Here is a 19422-nt window from a genome sequence, read left to right as displayed (position 1 = left end):
TCTGGTCGTGACTAAGTTGACGTTTACGCAAACGTCAATATTTGTTATCGGGACATCGATATCGGCTCGGCCCCGTCCAGGATGCGGATGGGAACTTTGCCGTCCGGCCAGGACCAGGGTGGAGGAAGGCATGACGATCTACAGGGCGCCGGTCCAGGACACGCTTTTTGTGCTCAACGACGTGCTGGGCTATCAGCGCTATTCCAATCTTCCGGGCTTCTCCGACGCCACGCCCGACGTGCTCGAGGCGATCCTCGCCGAAGGCGCCAAGCTCGCGGAGAATGTCATGCACCCGCTGAACCGCGTCGGCGACATTGAAGGCTGCGTGCGCCACGACGACGGCTCGGTGACGACGCCGAAGGGCTTCAGGGAGGCTTTCGACCAATATCGCGAAGGAGGCTGGATGGGGCTTGCCGCCCCCGCCGAGTTCGGCGGCCAGGGCCTCCCCTACACGGTCCACCAGGCCGTTTCCGAATACATGGTCTCCGCCAACATGGCGCTGATGATGTATCCCGGTCTGACGCAAGGCGCGATCGCCGCCATCATCACCCATGGCAGCGACGAGCAGAAGGCGACATGGCTGCCGAAGCTGGTCGAGGGCATCTGGACCGGCACCATGAACCTGACCGAGCCGCATTGCGGCACCGATCTCGGCCTGCTGCGAACCAAGGCCATGCCGAACGGCGACGGCAGCTACAGAATTTCCGGCCAGAAGATCTTCATCTCCGCCGGCGAGCACGACATGGCGGACAACATCGTCCATCTGGTGCTGGCCCGCGTCGAGGGCGCGCCGGACGGCGTCAAGGGCATTTCGCTGTTTATCGTGCCCAAGCTCAAGCTCGACGCCTCCGGCAATCCCGCCGAGAGGAATGCCGTCTCCTGCGGCTCGATCGAGGAGAAGATGGGCATCCACGGCAATTCGACCTGCGTCATGAACTATGACGAGGCCGAAGGCACGCTGCTCGGCGAGTTGAATGGCGGACTGAAGGCGATGTTCACGATGATGAACGAGGCCCGCCTCGGCGTCGGCCTGCAGGGGCTTTCAATCTCCGAGATCGCTTACCAGAACGCCGTGTCCTACGCCAAGGATCGCCTCCAGGGCCGTTCGCTCTCCGGCGTCAAGGCACCGGACAAGAAAGCCGATCCGATCATCGTCCACCCCGATATCCGCCGCTCGCTGATGACCATGAAAGCGTTCAACGAGGCGGGCCGCGCGCTGACGCTGTGGACGGCGATCAAGTCCGACGTCGCGCATCGCTCGGGCGACGACAAGGACCGCCAGTCCGCCGACGACTACACCGGCCTGATGACGCCGGTGGTCAAGGGGGTGCTCACCGACAAGGGTTTCGATCACGCCGTGATGGCGCAGCAGGTGTTCGGCGGTCACGGCTATATTGAGGAGCACGGCATGAGCCAGTTCGTGCGCGATGCCCGCATCGCCATGCTCTATGAGGGCACCAACGGCATCCAGGCGCTCGACCTCGTCGGCCGCAAGCTGGCACAGAATGGCGGCCGCGCCGTGCAGGCCTTCTTCAAGGAGGTCGGCGAGTTCTGCGAGGAAAACCGCGCCGATGAAAAGATGGCGCCGTTCACCAAGGCGCTGAAGAAGGGGCTCAACGACCTGCAGGCGGCGACCATGTGGCTGCTGCAGAACGGCATGGCCAGGCCCGACAATGCGGGCGCCGCCTCGACCGACTATATGCATCTCTTCGGCCTTGTGGCGCTCGGCTATATGTGGGCGCAGATGGCCAAGGCCGCAGGTACCAGGCTGGCCGACGGCGCCAACGGCGCTTCCTCCTTCTACGACAACAAGCTGGTCACGGCGCGCTTCTTCATGGAGCGCATCATGCCGGAGACCGCGACCCGCCTTGCCCGCATTTCCAGTGGCGCGGACACGCTAATGGCGCTGCCGGCGGAAGCGTTCTAGGTTCGGCGGGCCGGCACGCCCGGCCCACAATTGTCGGAACGCGGAGGAAATCGTGGCGACAAATCCAGCCGAAGTTCTTGGCTTGCCGAAGCCCGCCTGGGCGGCGGACGAGGTCGGCATGCTCTACGACATGGCCACCCGCTTCATGTCGGAAGAGATCGCGCCGCGCTATGACGAGTTCGAGAAGAACGAGATGGTCGATCGCGAGAGCTGGCTGAAGGCGGGCGCCGCCGGCCTGCTTTGCGCCTCGATGCCGGAGAAATATGGCGGCTCCGGCGGCACTTTCGCGCATGAGAGCGCCATCATCGAGGCGATCGGCCATGTCGGCGTCGACGGCTTCGGCATTGGCCTGCACAATTCGATCGTCGCCCCTTACATCCTCCACTACGGCTCGGAGGAACAGAAACAGAAATGGCTGCCGAAGCTCGCGACCGGCGAGCTGATCGGCGCCATCGCCATGACCGAGCCCGGCGCCGGCTCGGACCTGCAGGGTGTCAAGACGCGGGCCGAGAAGGACGGCAACCATTACAAGATCACCGGCTCCAAGACGTTCATCACCAACGGCCAGCTTGCCAATCTGATCATCGTCGTCACCAAGACCGATCCGGGCCAGGGCGCCAAGGGCACCTCGCTGATCGTCGTCGAGACCGACGAGGTCGAAGGGTTCGAGCGCGGCCGCAACCTCGATAAGATCGGCCTCAAGGCAAACGACACCTCGGAGCTGTTCTTCAACGACATGCGCGTGCCGACCGCCAACCTGCTTGGCCATGAGGAAGGCAAGGGCTTCGTCCAGCTGATGCAGCAATTGCCGCAGGAGCGGCTGCAGATCGGCACCGGTGCAATCGCCATGATCGAGCGGGCACTGGCGCTGACCGTCGAGTATGTCAAGGAACGCCGGGCTTTCGGCAAGGCGATCATCGATTTCCAGAACACCCAGTTCAAGCTGGCCGAGCTGAAGACCGAGGCGACCATCGGCCGCGTCTTCTACAATGATTGCGTCGCCCGCCACATCGCCGGCGGCCTCGATCCGGTGACGGCCTCGATGGCCAAGTACTGGCTCAGCGACCTGCAGGGCAAAGTCGTCGACGAGTGCCTTCAATTGCACGGCGGCTATGGCTACATGAACGAATATCCGATCGCCCGCATGTTCCGCGACGCCCGCGTCCAGCGCATCTACGGCGGCACCAACGAGATCATGAAATTGCTGATCGGCCGCTCGCTCTAAGCGTCGACCGGCAAACCAAGGAGCACGAAAATGGCCGAAGCTTACGTCTATGACGCCGTGCGCACGCCGCGCGGCAGGGGCAAGAAGGATGGCTCGCTGCACGAGGTGCCGGCGGTGCGGCTCGCCGCCAAAACGCTTGAAGCGCTGCGCGACCGCAACGAACTCGACACCGGCAATGTCGACGACATCATCTTCGGCTGCGTCGATCCGGTCGGCGAGGCGGGATCCGTCATCCCGCGCGCCGCGGCCTTCGAGGCCGGCTACGCGACCTCAGTGCCCGGCATGCAGATCTCGCGCTTCTGCGCTTCCGGCCTGGACGCCATCAATTTCGGCGCCGCCAAGATCGCCCAAGGGGCCGACGAGATCGTCATTGCCGGAGGCGTGGAATCCATGTCGCGCGTCGGCATGGGCATGTCCGGCGGCGCCTGGTTCATGGACCCCTCCGTCGGCCTGCCCGGCTGGTTCGTGCCACAGGGCATCTCGGCCGACCTGATCGCCACCAAATACGGCTTTAGCCGCGACGACGTCGACGCCTATGCGGTCGAGAGCCAGAAGCGCGCCGCCAAGGCCTGGCAGGAGGGCCGCTTCAAGAATTCGGTGATCTCGATCAAGGACCAGAACGGTCTCACCATCCTCGACCGTGACGAGCACATGCGCCCCTCGACGGACATGCAGTCGCTGGCTTCGCTTAACCCGTCTTTCGTCATGCCTGGCGAGATGGGCGGCTTCGACGCGGTCGCCGTGCAGAAGCATCCGGAGGTCGAAGAGGTCAACCACGTCCACCACGCCGGCAATTCGTCCGGCATTGTCGATGGCGCCGCAGCCGTGCTGCTCGGCTCCAAGAAGGCCGGCAAGGCCATGGGCCTGAAACCCCGCGCCCGCATCCGCTCCTTCGCCAATATCGGCTCGGAGCCGGTGCTGATGCTGACGGGGCCGGTCGACGTTACCGAGAAGCTTCTGAAGCGCGCCAAGATGAAGCTGTCGGACATCGATTTGTTCGAGCTCAACGAAGCCTTCGCCTCGGTGGTGCTGCGCTACATGCAGGCCTTCGACATCCCGCACGACCAGATCAACGTCAATGGCGGCGCGATCGCCATGGGCCACCCGCTCGGCGCCACCGGCGCCATGATCTTCGGCACCGTGCTGGACGAGCTCGAGCGCCGCGACTTGAACACCGCGCTGGTCACGCTGTGCATCGGCGCCGGCATGGGTACCGCGACCATCATCGAACGCGTCTGACGGGGAGAGAAAAGATGAGCTACACCAATTTCACCCTCGACATCGACGCCGACGGTATCGCGCTGGTCACCTGGGACATGCCGGACCGCTCGATGAACGTCTTCACCGAGGAGGCGATGCGCGAGCTGAACGCCATCGTCGAGAAGGTGACCGCCGATGCCGCGATCAAGGGCGTCGTCATCACCTCGGGCAAGGACAGTTTCTCCGGTGGCGCCGACGTCGCCATGCTGCAGAAGATGCTGGCCACCTTCGCCGCCGAAAAGGAGAAGGATCTCGAAAAGGCGACCAAGGCACTGTTCGACAACGCCGGCTATATGACCGGCCTGTTCCGCAAGATAGAGACTTGCGGCAAGCCTTGGGTGTCGGCGATCAACGGCACCTGCATGGGCGGCGCCTTCGAGATGTCGCTCGCCTGCCACGGCCGCGTTGCCGCCGATAGCGACAAGGTGAAGATGGCGCTTCCCGAAGTGAAGATCGGCATCTTCCCGGGCGCCGGCGGCACCCAGCGCGTGCCGCGGCTGACTGACCAGCAGCAGGCGCTGCAGATGCTGACGTCAGGCCAGAATCTCACGCCGCAAAAGGCGAAGTCGATGGGCCTGATCCACGAGATCGCCGAACCGAAGAAGCTGATCGAGACCGCCAAGGCGATGATCAGGAACGGCCTGAAGCCGGTGGCGCCCTGGGACGAGAAGGGCTTCAAATTGCCAGGCGGCCCGATCTATTCTGCTGCCGGCGCCAATCTCTGGCCGCCGGCCATCGCCATCCTGCGCCGCGAGACTTACGGCAATTATCCAGCCGCTGCTGCAATCCTCAAATGTGTCTATGAAGGGCTGCTGGTGCCGTTCGACACCGCGCTCCGGATCGAGCAGCGCTACTTCACCGAGATCATGCAGACCAGGGAAGCGGCGGCGATGATCCGCTCGCTGTTCGTCTCGCTGCAGGAATTGAACAAGGGCGCGCGCCGCCCGGCCGGCGTGCCGGACACCAGGTTCAAGAAGATCGGCATCCTCGGTGCAGGCTTCATGGGCGCCGGCATTGCCTATGTCACAGCCAAGGCCGGCATTCCGGTCGTGCTGCTCGACCGCGACATGGAGTCGGCCGAAAAGGGCAAGGCGCATTCCGACAGCCTGATCTCGGATCAGGTGAAGAAGGGCCGCGCCAGGCCCGAGGAAAAGGACAAGCTGCTGTCGCTGATCACGCCGACGGCCGACTATGCCGACCTTGCCGGCTGCGATCTCGTAGTCGAGGCGGTGTTCGAGGATTCGGCCGTCAAAAAGAGCGCCACCGAACAGGCCGAAGCTGTGCTGAAAGCGTCGGCGGTCTTTGCCTCCAACACCTCGACCATCCCGATCACCGCGCTGGCGAAGAACTCGGCGCGGCCGAAGAACTTCATCGGCATCCATTTCTTCTCGCCGGTCGACAAGATGATGCTGGTCGAGATCATTTTGGGCAAGAAGACCGGTGACAAGGCGCTCGTCGTGGCGATCGATTTTGTCCGCGCCATCAAGAAGACGCCGATCGTCGTCAACGACACGCGCGGCTTCTACGTCAACCGCTGCGTGCTCCGCTACATGTCGGAAGCCTACAAGATGCTGATCGAGGGCGTTCCGGCGCCGATGATCGAGAATGCCGCCAAGGCCGCCGGCATGCCGGTCGGCCCGCTGGCGCTGACAGACGAGACGGCGATAGACCTTGCCCAGAAGATCATGAAGCAGACCATCAAGGATCTCGGCGACAACGCCGTCGATCCGAAGCAGATGGACCTGATCAACACCATGATCGACACGCATGGCCGCTTCGGTCGCAAGAACGGCAAGGGTTTTTACGACTATCCCGCCAAGCCGGCGAAGAAGAAGCTTTGGCCGGGCCTCAAGGATCTCTATCCGCAGCTCAAGCCCGAGAAGGTCGACTATGAGGAACTGAAGCAGCGGCTTCTGGTCACCATTGCGCTGGAAGCGGTTCGGGTCATGGAAGAGGGTATTGTCACCGATCCGCGCGAAGCCGATGTCGGCTCGATCCTCGCCTTCGGCTTCGCCCCCTTCACCGGCGGTGCTTTGTCCTACATCGACGGCATCGGCGCCAAGCGCTTCGTCAAGATCGCCAAGGGCCTGCAGAAGAAATACGGGGCCGAGTTCAAGGCGCCGAAGCTGCTCCTTGACATGGCTGACAAGGGCGAGACCTTCTACCAGCGCTTCGATCCCTACTCCAAGGGCGACGTGAAACAGGCCGCCTGACGCGTGCGCAAAAGTCCGAGAGGACGCGCGGCGCTGTGATGTAAGCTTGGGGGCCAGCCTGGCGCGCATGATGGCCACGGCGTCCAGCCGTGGTCCAGATTTGTTGATGACTCACCGCAGTGCCGGTGGACAACCGGACGGTTGCAGGGTAGACAGGCAGAGGCATTTTTTCCTGTTTCGAAGGAGAGCGGTCTTGCTCTCACACGATCGCGTATGGGCCGCCATCGACGCTCTTGCCGAACGCTATTCGCTGTCGGCTTCCGGCCTCGCCCGGCGTGCCGGGCTCGATTCGACCGCCTTCAACAAGTCCAAGCGCTTGTCCTCCGATGGCCGGCCGCGCTGGCCCTCGACCGAATCGCTGGCCAAGATCATCGAGGCCACCGGCGCCTCGCTGGAAGAATTCACCGGGCTGGTCGAGGGTCGCGGCGGCCCTTCCGGCCCGCACCCGCTCAGGGCCGTGCCATTGCTCGGCTTTGCCCAGGCGGGGGCCGGCGGCTTCTTCGATGACGCCGGCTATCCTGCCGGCCAGGGCTGGGATCTGGTCGAGCTTCCGGCACGAACGGCGGAAACCTCCTACGCGTTAAAGGTCCAGGGCGATTCCATGCTGCCGCTTTACCGCAACGGCGACCTGCTGATCGTCGAGCCTGGCGCGCCCGTCCGCAAAGGCGATCGCGTCGTCGTCAAGACCACCGCCGGCGAGGTGATGGCCAAGGTGCTCGAACGGCGGACTGTGAAATCGATCGTGCTGGTCTCGCTCAATCCCGCCCACCCGGACCGTGATATCCCGATGCGCGATGTCGAATGGATGGCGCGGATCGTCTGGGCAAGCCAGTAGGTCCGCGCCGGTGCGGGTCCTCCATTTTGCCTTCGCGGTTCTGGCAATCCCGGCAATGGCCGCGCTGGTTATTGCCGGAGGCCGCTCGCTGAAGGGCAGCGAAAGCGTCGTCGCGGTCGATCGGATCGATCCGGCCGATACGCTTCCAGCGCAAGACATCGGCGGGGCGCCCGAGGAACCGGCGCCCGGGGAACCGGCGACCTCCGCCATTCTGGCGCCGGCCGCTCCGCAGCCGCCGAAGTCGATGGCGCATTCGCGGGCAATCGATCCGGAAGTCGTGGCGCCGCCCGAACTCTCCGAGGAGCAGTTGGAGCGCGTCGAGCCGCGCGCGCCGCTCAGCGAGCTGGCGCTAGCCGGCCCGCCCAAACCGCGCAAATCGAAGATGCCGGACGGCCGCGACGGCACCAAGCTGTTCCAGCCGGTCGCTTCCGCCGCCGGCGTTATTGAGGCGAAAGGCTATTCTGTCACCGTTTCGGGTATCGACGTGGTGAAGGACGATGAGACCCGCAGCGATGAAGGCAAATCCTGGGCGTGCGGTGCGCGTGCCCGGACCGCATTCCGTGCCTTCCTGCGCGGGCGGACGCTAGCCTGCGCGGTTCCTTCGCAAGGCGGGCACGACGCCGTTTCCACGCAGTGCTGGGTCGGCAAAAAGGATGTCGGCGAGTGGCTGGTGGAAAACGGCTGGGCGCGCGCCACGCAAGGCGGCCCTTATGCCGAGGCGGGCGACAAGGCGCGCGCGGCCAAGAAAGGCATCTTCGGCGCGGGGCCAAGTCTTGGCGGCCTGCCGGCATTGCCGGCCGCTATTGGCCCGGCGCCCGCCGCGCCGGCCTCCATCCTGCCGGCGGAAGAAGGCGCCGCTATGCCGCCAGCTGACCAGCCAGCGCCCGCTCAATAAGCGCGCGCGTTTCGGCGATGCCGTAAAGTGCGGCGAAGGAACCGAAGCGCGGTCCGCGCTCCTGCCCGATCAGCACCTGGTAGATCATCTGGAAGAAGGCGACCGAAACGCCGGGCCCGCCTTCCGGGCTCTGCTTGGAATGGTCCTGATAACGCTCGATCTTGCGCGCGACGTTGAGCGCGGCGTTCTGGATCGCTTCGCCGTCGGCGCCTTGCGGCAGCGCGCCAAGCGCCTCCGAAAGCTTCGCCAGCGCCTCGCGCTCGACCTCGTCGGCCGCCCGGAAAACCTTGGTCGGCTTCACGAAGTCGTCGAAATAGCGGATCGCATAGCCGGTCAGCCGGTCGAGCTCAGGATGCGTCTTCGGCGTCACGCCCGGCGCATGCCGTGATATGAAGCCCCACAGCACCGCCTTGTCATGCGCGTTGGAGGCGCTGACCAGATTGAGCAGCAGCGCGAACGGCACCGGCAGGTCGATGGCCGGCGGATTGCCGTCATGCATGTGCCAAACCGGGTTGCCGAGCTTCTCCTTCCAGTCCTGCCGCGGATAGGCGGACAGGAAGGCATAATATTCGTCGACCGCCTTCGGGATGACATCGAAATAGAGTTTCTTTGCCTGTCGCGGCCGCTGGTACATATAGAGGCCGAGGCTCTCGGTCGGCGCGTAGGTCAGCCACTCGTCGATGGTCAGGCCGTTGCCTTTCGACTTCGAGATCTTCTGGCCGTTCTCGTCGAGAAACAGCTCGTAGACGAAATGCTCAGGCGCGCGTCCGCCGAGGATGTTGCAGATGCGGTCGTAGATGACCGCATTGGTCTGGTGGTCCTTGCCGAACATCTCGAAATCGACGCCGAGCGCTGCCCAGCGCATGCCGAAATCCGGCTTCCACTGCAGCTTCACGCTGCCGCCTGTGACCGGCAGCGTGGTCTCGGTGCCTTCATCGTCGAAGGTGATAGTGCCGGCTTTGGCGTCGACATGCTTCATCGGCACGTAGAGGACGCGGCCGCTCTTAGGCGAGATCGGCAGGAATGGACTGTAGGTTGCCTGGCGCTCCGGCCCGAGCGTCGGCAGCATCACCGCCATGATCTCGTCATAGCGCTCGGCGACGCGCAGCAGCACGGCGTCGAAGCGTCCGGACTTGTAGTACTGCGTCGCGCTGGCGAACTCGTAATCGAAGCCGAATGTGTCGAGGAAGCGGCAGAGCATCGCGTTGTTATGGTCGGCGAAGCTTTCGTAGTCGCCGCCGAACGGATCGGGCACCGAGGTCAGCGGCATGTGCAGATAGGGCTCGAGCGCCATGCGGTCCGGCACGCTGTCGGGGATCTTGCGCATGCCGTCCATGTCGTCGGAAAAGCAGAGCAGCTTTGTCTTGACCTTGTCTTCGGTCAGCACGCGGAAGGCATGGCGCACCATCGAGGTGCGCGCCACTTCGCCGAACGTGCCGATATGCGGCAGGCCGGACGGGCCGTAGCCGGTCTCGAACAGGACCGTCTCGGGAAAGTCCTTGTTCTTGTAGCGGGCGATGATCTTCCTGGCTTCCTCGAACGGCCAGGCTTTGCTTTCGGCGGCGGCCGCAAGCATCTGCGGATTGAGATCGAGGATGTTTGATCCCGTCATGTCGCTTTTCCAGGTCATGTGCCGGCTTGGCGGCACGCAAGGGTTTTTCAACCGGTCTCTAGGCGCGACTTGTCGGAGCGTCAACGATTTGCGGCGGTTTTCCTTGCGGCGCCTGCCTGACGCTCCTACCTTGGGGCGTCACCCACCATGGAGCTTTGAATGCCTTTGACGCCGCACGAAGCGCTGATCTACCTGATGGTCATCACCTCGGCTTCCGATCGCGACATGACCGATGTCGAACTGGCACGGATAGGCGACGTCTGCCGCTCATGGCCGGTGTTCGTCGACTTCAGGCACGAAAGGCTGATCGCCGTCGCCCAGGCCTGCCAGAAGGCCCTGCAAGACAAGGACGGACTGGAAGGCGTGCTCACGCGTGCCGCCGAGGCGCTGCCCGAGCGGCTGCGCGATACCGCCTACGCGGCCGCGTTCGAGGTCGCCGCCGTCGATCTCGAAATGCGCCTGGAGGAAGTGCGGGTGCTGCAGCTCATCCGCCTCAAGCTCGATCTCGACACGCTGACCGTCGCGGCGATCGCCCGCGCGGCCAAAGCGCGTCTGCGCACGCTTACGTGATATGGGCGGTCGTCAGAAAAAGCTGACCGGGAAGTAGCGCAGATAGAATTCGGCGAAGGTGCCTTTGATCGAGATCTCCTGCAGCGCGTAGTCGAAGGCGGCGGCCAGCGCCGGGTCGCCTATTCTGGTAGCGATCGCCATGCCGGAGCCCAGATATTCCGGCGCCAGATACGGGCCGCCGGCGAAGCGGCAGCAGCCGGCGGCGTCGGAGCCGCCCAGCCAGAAGGCAAAGCGCATGCCGTCGCCGAAGGCGGCGTCGATCTTCCCCGCCTTGAGGTCGGCATAGAGCTCCTCCGGCTTGTCGAAGCGCACGACCTGAACGGTGCCGAAATAATCGCGCAGCATCTTCTCGTGTGCAGAACCGGCGATGACGCCGACCCGCTTGCTGCGCAGCTTGTCGAGGATCGGCTCGGTGAAGGCCTTGGTTTTCGGCATGATGAAGCGTGCCGGAAACTGCAGATAGGAGCGCGAGAAGGCGTATTTCGTGCGGCTTTCCGCCGTCGCCGCGATACCGGCGATAATCGCTTCGCCTTCGCCTTTCTGCAGCGCGCCATCAAGCTCGTTCCAGGGCAGCGCCTGGATCTGGCATTTCTCGGCGACGTCGAGTTCGGCGCAGATCGCTCTGGCGAGGTCGATATGGAAGCCGGAAAGCCGGCCGGCGCCGTCGAGGAAGTTGAACGGCGGGAAATCCGTGGTGGTGAGGAATCGGAGCCTCGGCAAAGCGGAGAGGTCGGGCTTGGGCAGCCGCTCCTTGGCGTCCCACAGCACCGGCACCTGCGGTTGCGCGGCGTGGGCCACGCCGGCAAACGGCAGCGCGGCGCCGACCAGCATCGAGATCAGGGCCAGAGATATCCACCGGAATGTCACGATAAGGTTCCGCCCAGTCATGCCCCGGCTTTTCGTATGAAAATGGCGCACGCACAATGGTTTTTGATTTCATACCGCTGAATTAGGCGTATGGTTTAGCACGTTTGCAAGTGGCTCTGCGCGCCGGAAAGGGGAGGTTATCGGCGCGCCGCGAGACATTGCAATTCGTGGTTGATGGCGAAGGGCGGTTCGGGCATCTACCATCGACAATCAAAGCAGAAGCAACATGGGGTAGATGTTGCGATGGGCATGTTCGACAGAACGCTGGAATATATAGATCAGCTGCAGCACGCCAACACCGCAGCCGCGGTGTGCGAGCGGCTGCTCGGCGTCACCTCGACATTCGGCCTGACGGCGCTGATGGCCGGAACCGTGCCGCAGCCCGGCACGCCGCGCGGCCAGCAGAAAGACCATGTGCTGCTCTGCGACTGGCCTGGCGAGTGGCTGGAGCGCTACGTGGCCCGCAACTATGTCGACCACGACCCGGTCGTCAGCCACATGAAGCAGCTGCAGGCTCCCTTTCAGTGGCGGGAGGCCTCGCAGGCCATCACCATCGACAAGAACAGCGGCGAGGTCATGGGCGACGCCCGCGAGTTCAGGCTTCGCGACGGCCTTGCCTTCCCGTTGGTCACGCTCGACGGCCAGATCGTCATGGTCTCGCTGGGCGGCGAGTCCGTCGACCTGTCGGAGGCCGAGTTCGGAATGGTCTCGCTGGTGTCGACCTACGCCATTGGTCGCGCCATGCAGCTTCACACGATGGCCGACAAGGTCATCGATCACGTAGAATTGACGCCGCGCGAACGCGAATGCCTCCAATGGGCGGCTGTCGGCAAGTCCGAGTGGGAAATTTCACAGATTCTCGGCATCTCCGAGCACACCTCCGAGAAACACCTTCTTAACGCCAAAAGCAAACTCGGCGCCGCCAATCGTGTGCAAGCCGTCGCGGAGGCGATTAGGCGCGGCTATATCAGCTAGGTCGGCCGTGCCGCCCGGAAATTCTTGCATACGCCATTGCATGGTAATTTCGGGAAGTTCGGCCGTATCTTACTTGGCCCCCAGGAGACGGCTAATGCTTTCTTAACGCCAAAAGCAAACTCGGCGCCTCCCCCATATGCGGGCTGTCGCCGAGGCGATTAGGCGTGGATATATTAGCTAGGTCGGCCGTGCTGGCCTAGAAATTCTTGCCTACGCGATCGCGTAATATTTTCGGGAAAGCCCGGCCGTATCTTCCTCTTAAGCCCAGGAGACGGCTAATGCTTTTTTCCCTTACCACTCATGAACTGATGGAACGTCCCGACCTTTGGGAGGCGGTCCACCGCCTGCGCTACAGGATCTTCGTCGAGGAGATGGGATGGACCGATCTCGAGCGTCCGGACGGTCTCGAGATCGACCAGTTCGATCATGACGAGGCTGAGCACCACCTCGTCATCCGCAACGGCGAACTCGCCGGCTACCAGCGCATGCTGCCGACGACACGGCCGCATCTTCTGACCGATGTGCTGTCGGATCTCTGCGAAGGTGCGTCCCCCTCGGGGCCGCATGTCTGGGAGCTCACCCGCTATGCGGTGGCGCCGGGCTTTCGTGACGGCAAGCGCGGCGTCTCGACGGTCGGCACCGAGCTGATCGCCGGCTTCGTCGAATGGGGCCTCAAGCGCGACGTCAACCAGGTCATCATCGAGTTCGAGCCGATGTGGGTGCTGCGGGCGCTTCAGCTGCACTTCCTGGCGACGCCGCTCGGCTACCAGCGTACCTATGGCAACCAGCAGGTCGTGGCGACGCTGCTGACCTTCACCGAGCATACGCTGGATGTGGTGCGCCAGCGCCGCAGTCACTTCGCGCCGGTGCTGAGCAGGGGCTATCCCGGCCAGCTCGGCCTGAGGCAGGCTTCGTGATGGAGGGGGTCATGAGCTTCCATCCCGAACCGGAACTGCGCGGCCACACGCTGGTCGTCACGGTATCCTCGCATGACGGCCGCCCAGTGCTCGACAGGCGCGCCTATGCCAGCCTGGCAAAGACGCTCCACGAAGCCTCCGTCAATGACGAGGTCCGCGTGGTCGTGCTTCGCGGCCTCGCCGGCTGCTTCTGCCTCGGCGGCGACTTTTCGGAATTCTTGGACGCCACCAAGCACCAGCAGCTGATCGCCGCCGTCACCGACATGTTCCGCATGCTGGCGACCTTCCCCAAGCCGGTGCTTGCCTGCGTCGACGGCGACGCCGTCGGTGTCGGCTGCACCATCCTGTTCCACTGCGACATGGTGATCGCCTCCAAGGGGAGCACCTTCAGGGTGCCGTTCGTCGATTTCGGCCTCGTGCCGGACGCGGCAACCAGCATCCTTGCGCCCCAGAAGCTCGGCTACGCCGGCGCCTTCCGCTTCTTTTGCCTGGGCGATACGCTCGGCGTCGAAGACGCAAAGGCGCTCGGACTGGTCGGCGAGATCGTGGAGGGCAGCGCCGAGGAGGTGGCCTTGGCGCGGGCAAGGCAGCTGGCCAAGAAGCCGGTTGCCGCGCTCCTGCAGACCCGCGACCTGCTCAAGGGCGATACGGACGTGCTCTGCGACCGTATCGACCATGAGATATCGCTGTTCCAGCAGGCGCTGCAGGACGACGCCACCTTGAAGCGGCTGCAGCGGATAGCGCGCCTCGCTGCTTAAAGCCTCCGCGCAAACCTCAGCGCCGCGGACCCGAAAAGGGCCGCGGCGCTGTAATATTGGCGGCTACGTCTCCAGGAACGACGGCCCTTCACCGATGATTTTTTTATCCTCTTTGCCGATGGCATCGAGGTCGCGGCTGTCATAAGGCAGCGACAACAGGATGCGCTGCAGGACGGCAAGCCGCGCTCTGCGCTTGTCGTTGGCGCGCACGATGATCCAGGGCGCGAACTCCTTGTGCGTGCGCTCGACCATGAGGTCGCATGCCCTGGTGTAGTCGTCCCATTTGTTGATGCCGGCGACGTCGATCGGCGAGAACTTCCAGTTCTTCAGCGGGCTCCAGCGACGATCGTGAAACCGTTCGAGCTGCGTCTCGCGGCCGATGTTCAGCCAGAATTTGAAGAAATGGATGCCCTCGTTCGAGATCATGCGCTCGAAATGCGGCGTCTCGTCGAGGAACTTCTCGTGCTGGTGCGGCGTGCAGAAGCCCATCACCGGCTCGACGCCGGCACGGTTGTACCAGGAACGGTCAAATGTGACGAACTCACCTGACGTCGGGAAGTGGTCGACGTAGCGCTGATAGTACCATTGCCCGAGCTCGGTGGGCGTCGGCTTTGTCAGCGCCACGTTGCGCGCCGTGCGCGGGTTCATGTATTGCCTCAGCACGAAAATCGTGCCGCCCTTGCCGGCCGCGTCGCGGCCCTCGAACAGCGCGATCACCCGCTTGCCGGTCGCCTGCAGCCAGGCTTGCGCCTTGACCAGTTCGATCTGCAGCTGCTCGAGCTCCTTGTCGTGGTCCTCGCCTTTCATCTTCTTGTCGTAGGGATAGCCGCCGGCGGTCAGCTTGTTGTCCTCGATCCAGTCCGGAAGCTCCGGATTGTCGATGTCGAAGGTGCGTTCCTTGCCATCGATCCTGATCTTGATCGGTCCCGCGGCGGGTCCGGCTTCGGCCTGTTCCTTGGCTTTTTTCATTCAGACGAACCTTTCCAGCTGGCGGACTCATGCTATGGGAGCCCTGTGCAGCGCCGCGCCTCTCCGGACGCAAAGCGGCTAGCACTTTGATTTTGCGCATGAACCCTTGCGAAAATCGATCCCGATTTTCGCAAGGCCATGCGCCGGGTCGGCCCGGTGGAAGGTCCGCCGGCCGGCAGAGCGGAATGCGGGGCAGCGCATGGCGGAGACGAGCACGGAAGGCGACAGCGCCAGGCAAGCCGTTGCAGCCCGGCTGTGGCGCGGCCGCTGGCTGCTTGGTGCCGGCATTGTCGGGGTCCTGACCGTCTATGGTTTCGCCGGCATGTCGATCTATGTGCCGCTGCTGGCCTTGGCCGCTCTGGTCGGGGCGGCAATGCTGCCCACCGATGTCGAGGGTCAGTCCTCGGATGATGCGGCGGCGATCGAGGCAAGCGGGCTGCAGCGGCTCTCCGGCGAATATCTCGCCGCCGCCGTCGCCGATCCACTGATCATTTTCGACCGTTCCGCCATCATCGTGCACGTCAACGCGGCGGCCTTCGCCGCCTTCGGCGGGCTGGCGCCGGGCATGTCCTTGGCGCTGAAATTCCGAGCGCCGGAAATGCAGGCTTTGCTGGACAGCATCCTTTCCGGCGAGCTTGCCTCCGATGCCGTCGACTACACCGAAAAACTTCCGGTCGAGCGGACCTACCGGGTGAGCGCATCCTCGGTCGGTCATGCCACCGATCTCTACGTGCTGGTCTTCAAGGATCAGAGCGAGACGCGCCGCATCGACCGCATGCGCGCCGACTTCATCGCCAATGCCAGTCACGAGCTGCGCACGCCGCTCGCCTCGATCGCCGGCTTCATCGAGACCCTGCGCGGGCCGGCGCGCAACGATGCGGCGGCGCGCGACCAGTTCCTGCAGATCATGCAGAACCAGACCGGCCGCATGGCACGCCTGATCGACGATCTGCTTTCGCTGTCGCGGCTGGAGATGAAGCCCTATCTGAAGCCGGGAACCGAGGTCAATCTGCGTCAGACCATCGACAGCGTCATCGATTCGCTTGGTCCGCTGGCCAGCGACAACGGCGTCGTCATCGAGCGCGATTTCATCGATGGGCCGCTTTCCGTGCCCGGCGATCGCGACGAGCTCTTCCAGGTTTTCGAGAACCTTCTGGAGAATGCCTGCAAATACGGTCAGTCAGGCGGACACGTCACCGTAGCCATTGCCCACAGCGGGGCCGGCCAGGAGCCGGGCTTCGACGTCACCATAACGGACTATGGCCCCGGCATTGCCGAAGAGCACATTCCCCGCATCACCGAGCGCTTTTACCGTGTCGATGTCGAGAACAGCCGCACCCAGAAAGGCACCGGCCTTGGGCTTTCGATCGTCAAGCATATATTGACTCGTCACAATGCCAGGCTGTCGATCAAGTCGGAAGTCGGCAAGGGCGCGGCGTTTACAGTTCATTTGCCGGCTCGCTGATCCTGTATCGGTTGCCAACTGGTATTTTCTTCTTTCTGTCATCCGGCTCGCGTATCAGCGACAGATTGAGGGAGCGACTCAGCCGGCAAATACCAGGAAGGCATTTCCATGCAGTCCGTCCACATCATCAGTGCCTATGACGAAGAACTGAAATTCCTGTCGAAGCGCATCGCTGCGATGAGCGGCCATGCCGAGCGCATGGTCGAACAGGCGGTCGCTGCCCTTGTCAACGCCGATCAGGGCCTCGCCCAGAAGGTCATCCAGGACGATATCATCCTCGATGAAGGCCAGCGCGAGATCGACGACAAGGCGATCGTCATCATCGCCAAGCGCCAGCCGATGGCGACGGACCTGCGCGAGATCGTCGGCGCCATTCGCATATCGGCCGATATCGAGCGCGTCGGCGATCTCGGCAAGAATGTCGCCAAGCGCGTCGCGGCGGTCGACGGCCGCCAGCCGAACAGCCTGTTTCGCGGCCTCGAGGCGCTGGCCGATCTGGCGCTGACGCAATTGAAGGAAGTGCTCGACATCTATGCGTCGCGCTCGGTCGAGAAGATCGGCTTCGTTCGCGACCGCGACGACCAGATAGACGCCATGTACACCTCGCTGTTTCGCGAGCTTTTGACCTACATGATGGAAGATCCGCGCAACATCGCGCCCTGCACGCATCTGCTGTTCTGCGCCAAGAACATCGAGCGCATCGGCGACCACGCGACCAACATCGCCGAAACCATCTATTACATCGTCACCGGCGACCAGATGCCGGCCGAGCGGCCGAAGGGCGACAAGACTGATCAGGTCGTGGTTTCCGCTGTGGTATCGGCCAAGTGAGTGGTATCGGCTAGAGCAATTCCAGGAAAAGTGCGTAGCGGTTTTCCGTCCGGAATTGCGTCAAAGCAAACTCTTAGAGCGGGTCAGCGATTCTATCAAACGCTGAACCGCTCTAAGTGAAGGGCTGCCCCCTCGAACGGCCTTCTAATTTAGGCTAAGCTCCTACAGGCGCTGAAGCTTTGCCAGCCGCCGTTTCGGGAGGTTTGCGATGGAAAACGTTCGAAACCTGACCCCGGCCCCGCAGCCGACATCGGGCATCATTGCCTCCAGCGTCTACACCGCCGGCAAGCGCGTCGCCGACATTCCGATCGAAGAGGCCGGCGAATGGGCGCAAAAGCCCGGTCATGTCGTCTGGATCGGCCTGCTCGAGCCGGATCGCAACCTGCTGCTCAGGGTGCGGGCGCAGTTTCATCTGCATGACCTGGCGATCGAGGATGCCGAGCATCCGCATCAGCGGCCCAAGATCGAGCAGTATGGCGACGCCCTGTTCATCGTTGCCCGCACCGCCCAGCTGATCGACGGCCGCGTCACTTTCGGCGAGACGCATCTGTTTGTCGGCACCGGCTATATCGTCAGCGTCAGGCACGGTCCGTCGACCTCTTATGCCGCCGTGCGCCAGCACTGGGAAAGCTGCCCGCATTCATTGGCCAAGGGCGAGGATTTCGTCCTCTACGCCATTCTCGATTTCATCGTCGACAATTACATGCCCGTGCTGGAGCAGATCGAGGACGAGGTCGAGCAGATCGAGGACAAGGTGCTGCTGAAGCCGATGACCGGCGCCGACATCGAGCGGCTCTACATGCTGCGTCGCGACCTCCTGCGCCTGCGCAATGCGGCGCTTCCGCTGGTCGAGGTCTGCCGGCGCCTCACCAGCGCCGACCTGCCGCAGATCCATGTCGCCATGCATCCGCTGTTTCGCGACGTCACCGACCACATCCGCACCGTGCAGGAAAAGATCGACAGCCTGCGCGAGGTTCTGGCCTTCGCCTTCGAGGCAAGCCTGCTGGTCGGGCAGAGCCAGGAAACGGCGATTTCCAAGAAACTGGCCTCCTGGGCCGCGATTCTGGCGGTACCGACGGCCTTTGCCGGCATCTACGGCATGAACTTCACCAACATGCCGGAACTGAAGATGGAATACGGCTATCCGATGGTGCTGCTGGCGATCGCGCTGATCTGCTCGTTCCTGTACTGGCGGTTTAGGAAGAATGGGTGGTTGTGACGTAGTGAGTAGTGATTAGTCAGTAGTGGTTAGTGAGAACATACCGCATCCTCGTTCACTACTCACTACTCACTACTCACTACTCACTACTCACTACTCACTACTCACATCGCTCACCTCGCCCGGCGCCGCTCCGCGGCCGGCTGGAACGCCAAGCGCGCGTGATATTTGCAGTAAGGCCCGGTCTCGGCGGCATCGTTGCCGCAGAAGCTGAAATCTTCCGACAGCGGATCGCCGTTCGGCCACTTGCAGGTACGCTCGGTCAATTCGACCAGCGCCAGGTGGCGCGAGATCGGCACGACGACGTTCTCGACCGGCCGGATGTAGTGACGGGCCACGGGCTCTGCATCGAATTGTATCTGCAAGGCGGTCGCGCCGATCGAGGCCGTCACATGGCGTGACGCGCTTGCGGCGCGCGCTACGGATTTCTGCATCGAGGCGCCCTGCGCCGTCTTCTTCTGGCGCGCCGGGGCGGCAGTCGTGCGACCGCGGCCCGACAATTTCAGGCGATGCACCTTGCCGATGACGGCGTTGCGGCTCACTCCGCCAAGCTGCGCGGCAATCTGGCTGGCGCTCAGGCCCTCCGACCACAATTTCCTGAGAAGTTCGACCCGCTCGTCAGACCAGTTCATGAGACCGCGCTCCTGCTGAGGCGTACGGCAGTCAGAATCCTTTCCCGCCCCCGGCTCTCGCCGGGCAAACAACACCACATATACCGGGTGATTAGGTCCGCCGCACGAAATCTAGTTATTTCTCGACTACAAATACCTTAAGCGCTGACTCGGTGACAAGAGTCCCGAAGGCAACACGAATCGGTTTTTTCGGTTTTCCCCAACTTGCCGGTCCACTGATGAGCCGGCGTGCCGTCGGAGCCTTGCCGCGCG

The 19422-nt window shown here is 63.3% G+C and carries 17 protein-coding genes; 13 read left to right on the top strand and 4 right to left on the bottom strand.

Annotated features, from left to right (window positions below; genetic code table 11):
• Positions 1–130: 130 nt before the first annotated feature.
• From FJ974_RS27475 to FJ974_RS27450, 6 genes are all read left to right on the top strand, one after another.
• Positions 131–1927, top strand: a complete 1797-nt coding sequence (locus FJ974_RS27475; protein ID WP_140533271.1) for an acyl-CoA dehydrogenase — start codon at positions 131–133, stop codon at positions 1925–1927.
• 52 nt (positions 1928–1979) lie between these two features.
• The gene (locus FJ974_RS27470; protein ID WP_140533270.1) at positions 1980–3152 is read left to right on the top strand and encodes an acyl-CoA dehydrogenase family protein; all 1173 of its coding nucleotides are present in this window, start codon (positions 1980–1982) and stop codon (positions 3150–3152) included.
• A gap of 30 nt (positions 3153–3182) precedes the next feature.
• Positions 3183–4391 (top strand): acetyl-CoA C-acetyltransferase, encoded by a 1209-nt coding sequence (locus tag FJ974_RS27465; RefSeq protein WP_140533269.1) that lies wholly within the window; start codon positions 3183–3185, stop codon positions 4389–4391.
• 14 nt (positions 4392–4405) lie between these two features.
• The gene (locus FJ974_RS27460; RefSeq protein ID WP_140533268.1) at positions 4406–6625 is read left to right on the top strand and encodes a 3-hydroxyacyl-CoA dehydrogenase NAD-binding domain-containing protein; all 2220 of its coding nucleotides are present in this window, start codon (positions 4406–4408) and stop codon (positions 6623–6625) included.
• A gap of 193 nt (positions 6626–6818) precedes the next feature.
• Positions 6819–7460, top strand: a complete 642-nt coding sequence (locus tag FJ974_RS27455) for a helix-turn-helix transcriptional regulator (RefSeq protein WP_140533267.1) — start codon at positions 6819–6821, stop codon at positions 7458–7460.
• Between the two features lie 10 nt (positions 7461–7470).
• Positions 7471–8355: a thermonuclease family protein gene (locus FJ974_RS27450; protein ID WP_413468329.1), complete on the top strand. Its 885-nt coding sequence runs from the start codon at positions 7471–7473 to the stop codon at positions 8353–8355.
• Here the strand turns inward: FJ974_RS27450 and FJ974_RS27445 are convergent.
• On the bottom strand, positions 8318–9967 hold the full coding sequence (locus FJ974_RS27445; protein WP_140533265.1) for a lysine--tRNA ligase: 1650 nt from the start codon (positions 9965–9967) through the stop codon (positions 8318–8320). The genes FJ974_RS27450 and FJ974_RS27445 overlap by 38 nt on opposite strands.
• A 159-nt stretch (positions 9968–10126) precedes the next feature.
• Between FJ974_RS27445 and FJ974_RS27440 the strand changes: the two genes are divergently transcribed.
• Positions 10127–10537 carry a tellurite resistance TerB family protein gene (locus FJ974_RS27440; RefSeq protein ID WP_140533264.1) on the top strand — a complete coding sequence of 137 codons (411 nt, stop codon included), beginning with the start codon at positions 10127–10129 and terminating at the stop codon, positions 10535–10537.
• A gap of 12 nt (positions 10538–10549) precedes the next feature.
• Here the strand turns inward: FJ974_RS27440 and FJ974_RS27435 are convergent, their stop codons facing one another.
• The gene (locus FJ974_RS27435; RefSeq protein ID WP_140533263.1) at positions 10550–11404 is read right to left on the bottom strand and encodes a transporter substrate-binding domain-containing protein; all 855 of its coding nucleotides are present in this window, start codon (positions 11402–11404) and stop codon (positions 10550–10552) included.
• A gap of 243 nt (positions 11405–11647) precedes the next feature.
• Here FJ974_RS27435 and FJ974_RS27430 point away from each other — a divergent pair, with 243 nt between their 5' ends.
• The 3 genes from FJ974_RS27430 to FJ974_RS27420 all read left to right on the top strand — a co-directional run bounded on the left by FJ974_RS27430 (position 11648) and on the right by FJ974_RS27420 (position 14054).
• Entirely contained in the window at positions 11648–12379 is a 732-nt protein-coding gene (locus FJ974_RS27430; protein WP_140533262.1) for a LuxR family transcriptional regulator, read from the top strand.
• A 278-nt stretch (positions 12380–12657) separates the two neighbouring features.
• Positions 12658–13296: an acyl-homoserine-lactone synthase gene (locus FJ974_RS27425; RefSeq protein WP_140533261.1), complete on the top strand. Its 639-nt coding sequence runs from the start codon at positions 12658–12660 to the stop codon at positions 13294–13296.
• Between the two features lie 11 nt (positions 13297–13307).
• Positions 13308–14054, top strand: coding sequence for an enoyl-CoA hydratase-related protein (locus tag FJ974_RS27420; RefSeq protein ID WP_140533260.1), 747 nt, complete (start codon positions 13308–13310; stop codon positions 14052–14054).
• A gap of 63 nt (positions 14055–14117) precedes the next feature.
• On the opposite strand, the gene ppk2 is transcribed toward FJ974_RS27420, so the two are convergent.
• Positions 14118–15023, bottom strand: coding sequence for a polyphosphate kinase 2 (gene ppk2 / locus FJ974_RS27415; RefSeq protein ID WP_140533259.1), 906 nt, complete (start codon positions 15021–15023; stop codon positions 14118–14120).
• Between the two features lie 199 nt (positions 15024–15222).
• Here ppk2 and FJ974_RS27410 point away from each other — a divergent pair, with 199 nt between their 5' ends.
• From FJ974_RS27410 to FJ974_RS27400, 3 genes are all read left to right on the top strand, one after another.
• Positions 15223–16488 carry an ATP-binding protein gene (locus FJ974_RS27410; RefSeq protein ID WP_140533258.1) on the top strand — a complete coding sequence of 422 codons (1266 nt, stop codon included), beginning with the start codon at positions 15223–15225 and terminating at the stop codon, positions 16486–16488.
• Between the two features lie 108 nt (positions 16489–16596).
• Positions 16597–17319: a phosphate signaling complex protein PhoU gene (phoU, locus tag FJ974_RS27405; RefSeq protein ID WP_140533257.1), complete on the top strand. Its 723-nt coding sequence runs from the start codon at positions 16597–16599 to the stop codon at positions 17317–17319.
• A gap of 208 nt (positions 17320–17527) precedes the next feature.
• A complete protein-coding gene (locus FJ974_RS27400; RefSeq protein WP_140533256.1) occupies positions 17528–18538 on the top strand; it encodes a magnesium and cobalt transport protein CorA in 1011 nt (336 codons plus the stop codon).
• Positions 18539–18651: 113 nt separating this feature from the next.
• On the opposite strand, the gene FJ974_RS27395 is transcribed toward FJ974_RS27400, so the two are convergent.
• Entirely contained in the window at positions 18652–19170 is a 519-nt protein-coding gene (locus FJ974_RS27395; RefSeq protein ID WP_140533255.1) for a GcrA family cell cycle regulator, read from the bottom strand.
• Positions 19171–19422: the final 252 nt, after the last annotated feature.

Origin of the sequence: Mesorhizobium sp. B1-1-8, from assembly GCF_006442795.2 — a bacterium.
Classification (GTDB): Bacteria; Pseudomonadota; Alphaproteobacteria; order Rhizobiales; family Rhizobiaceae; genus Mesorhizobium.
Note: the sequence above shows the minus strand (reverse complement) of the source record. Positions and strands in the feature narration are given on the sequence as shown.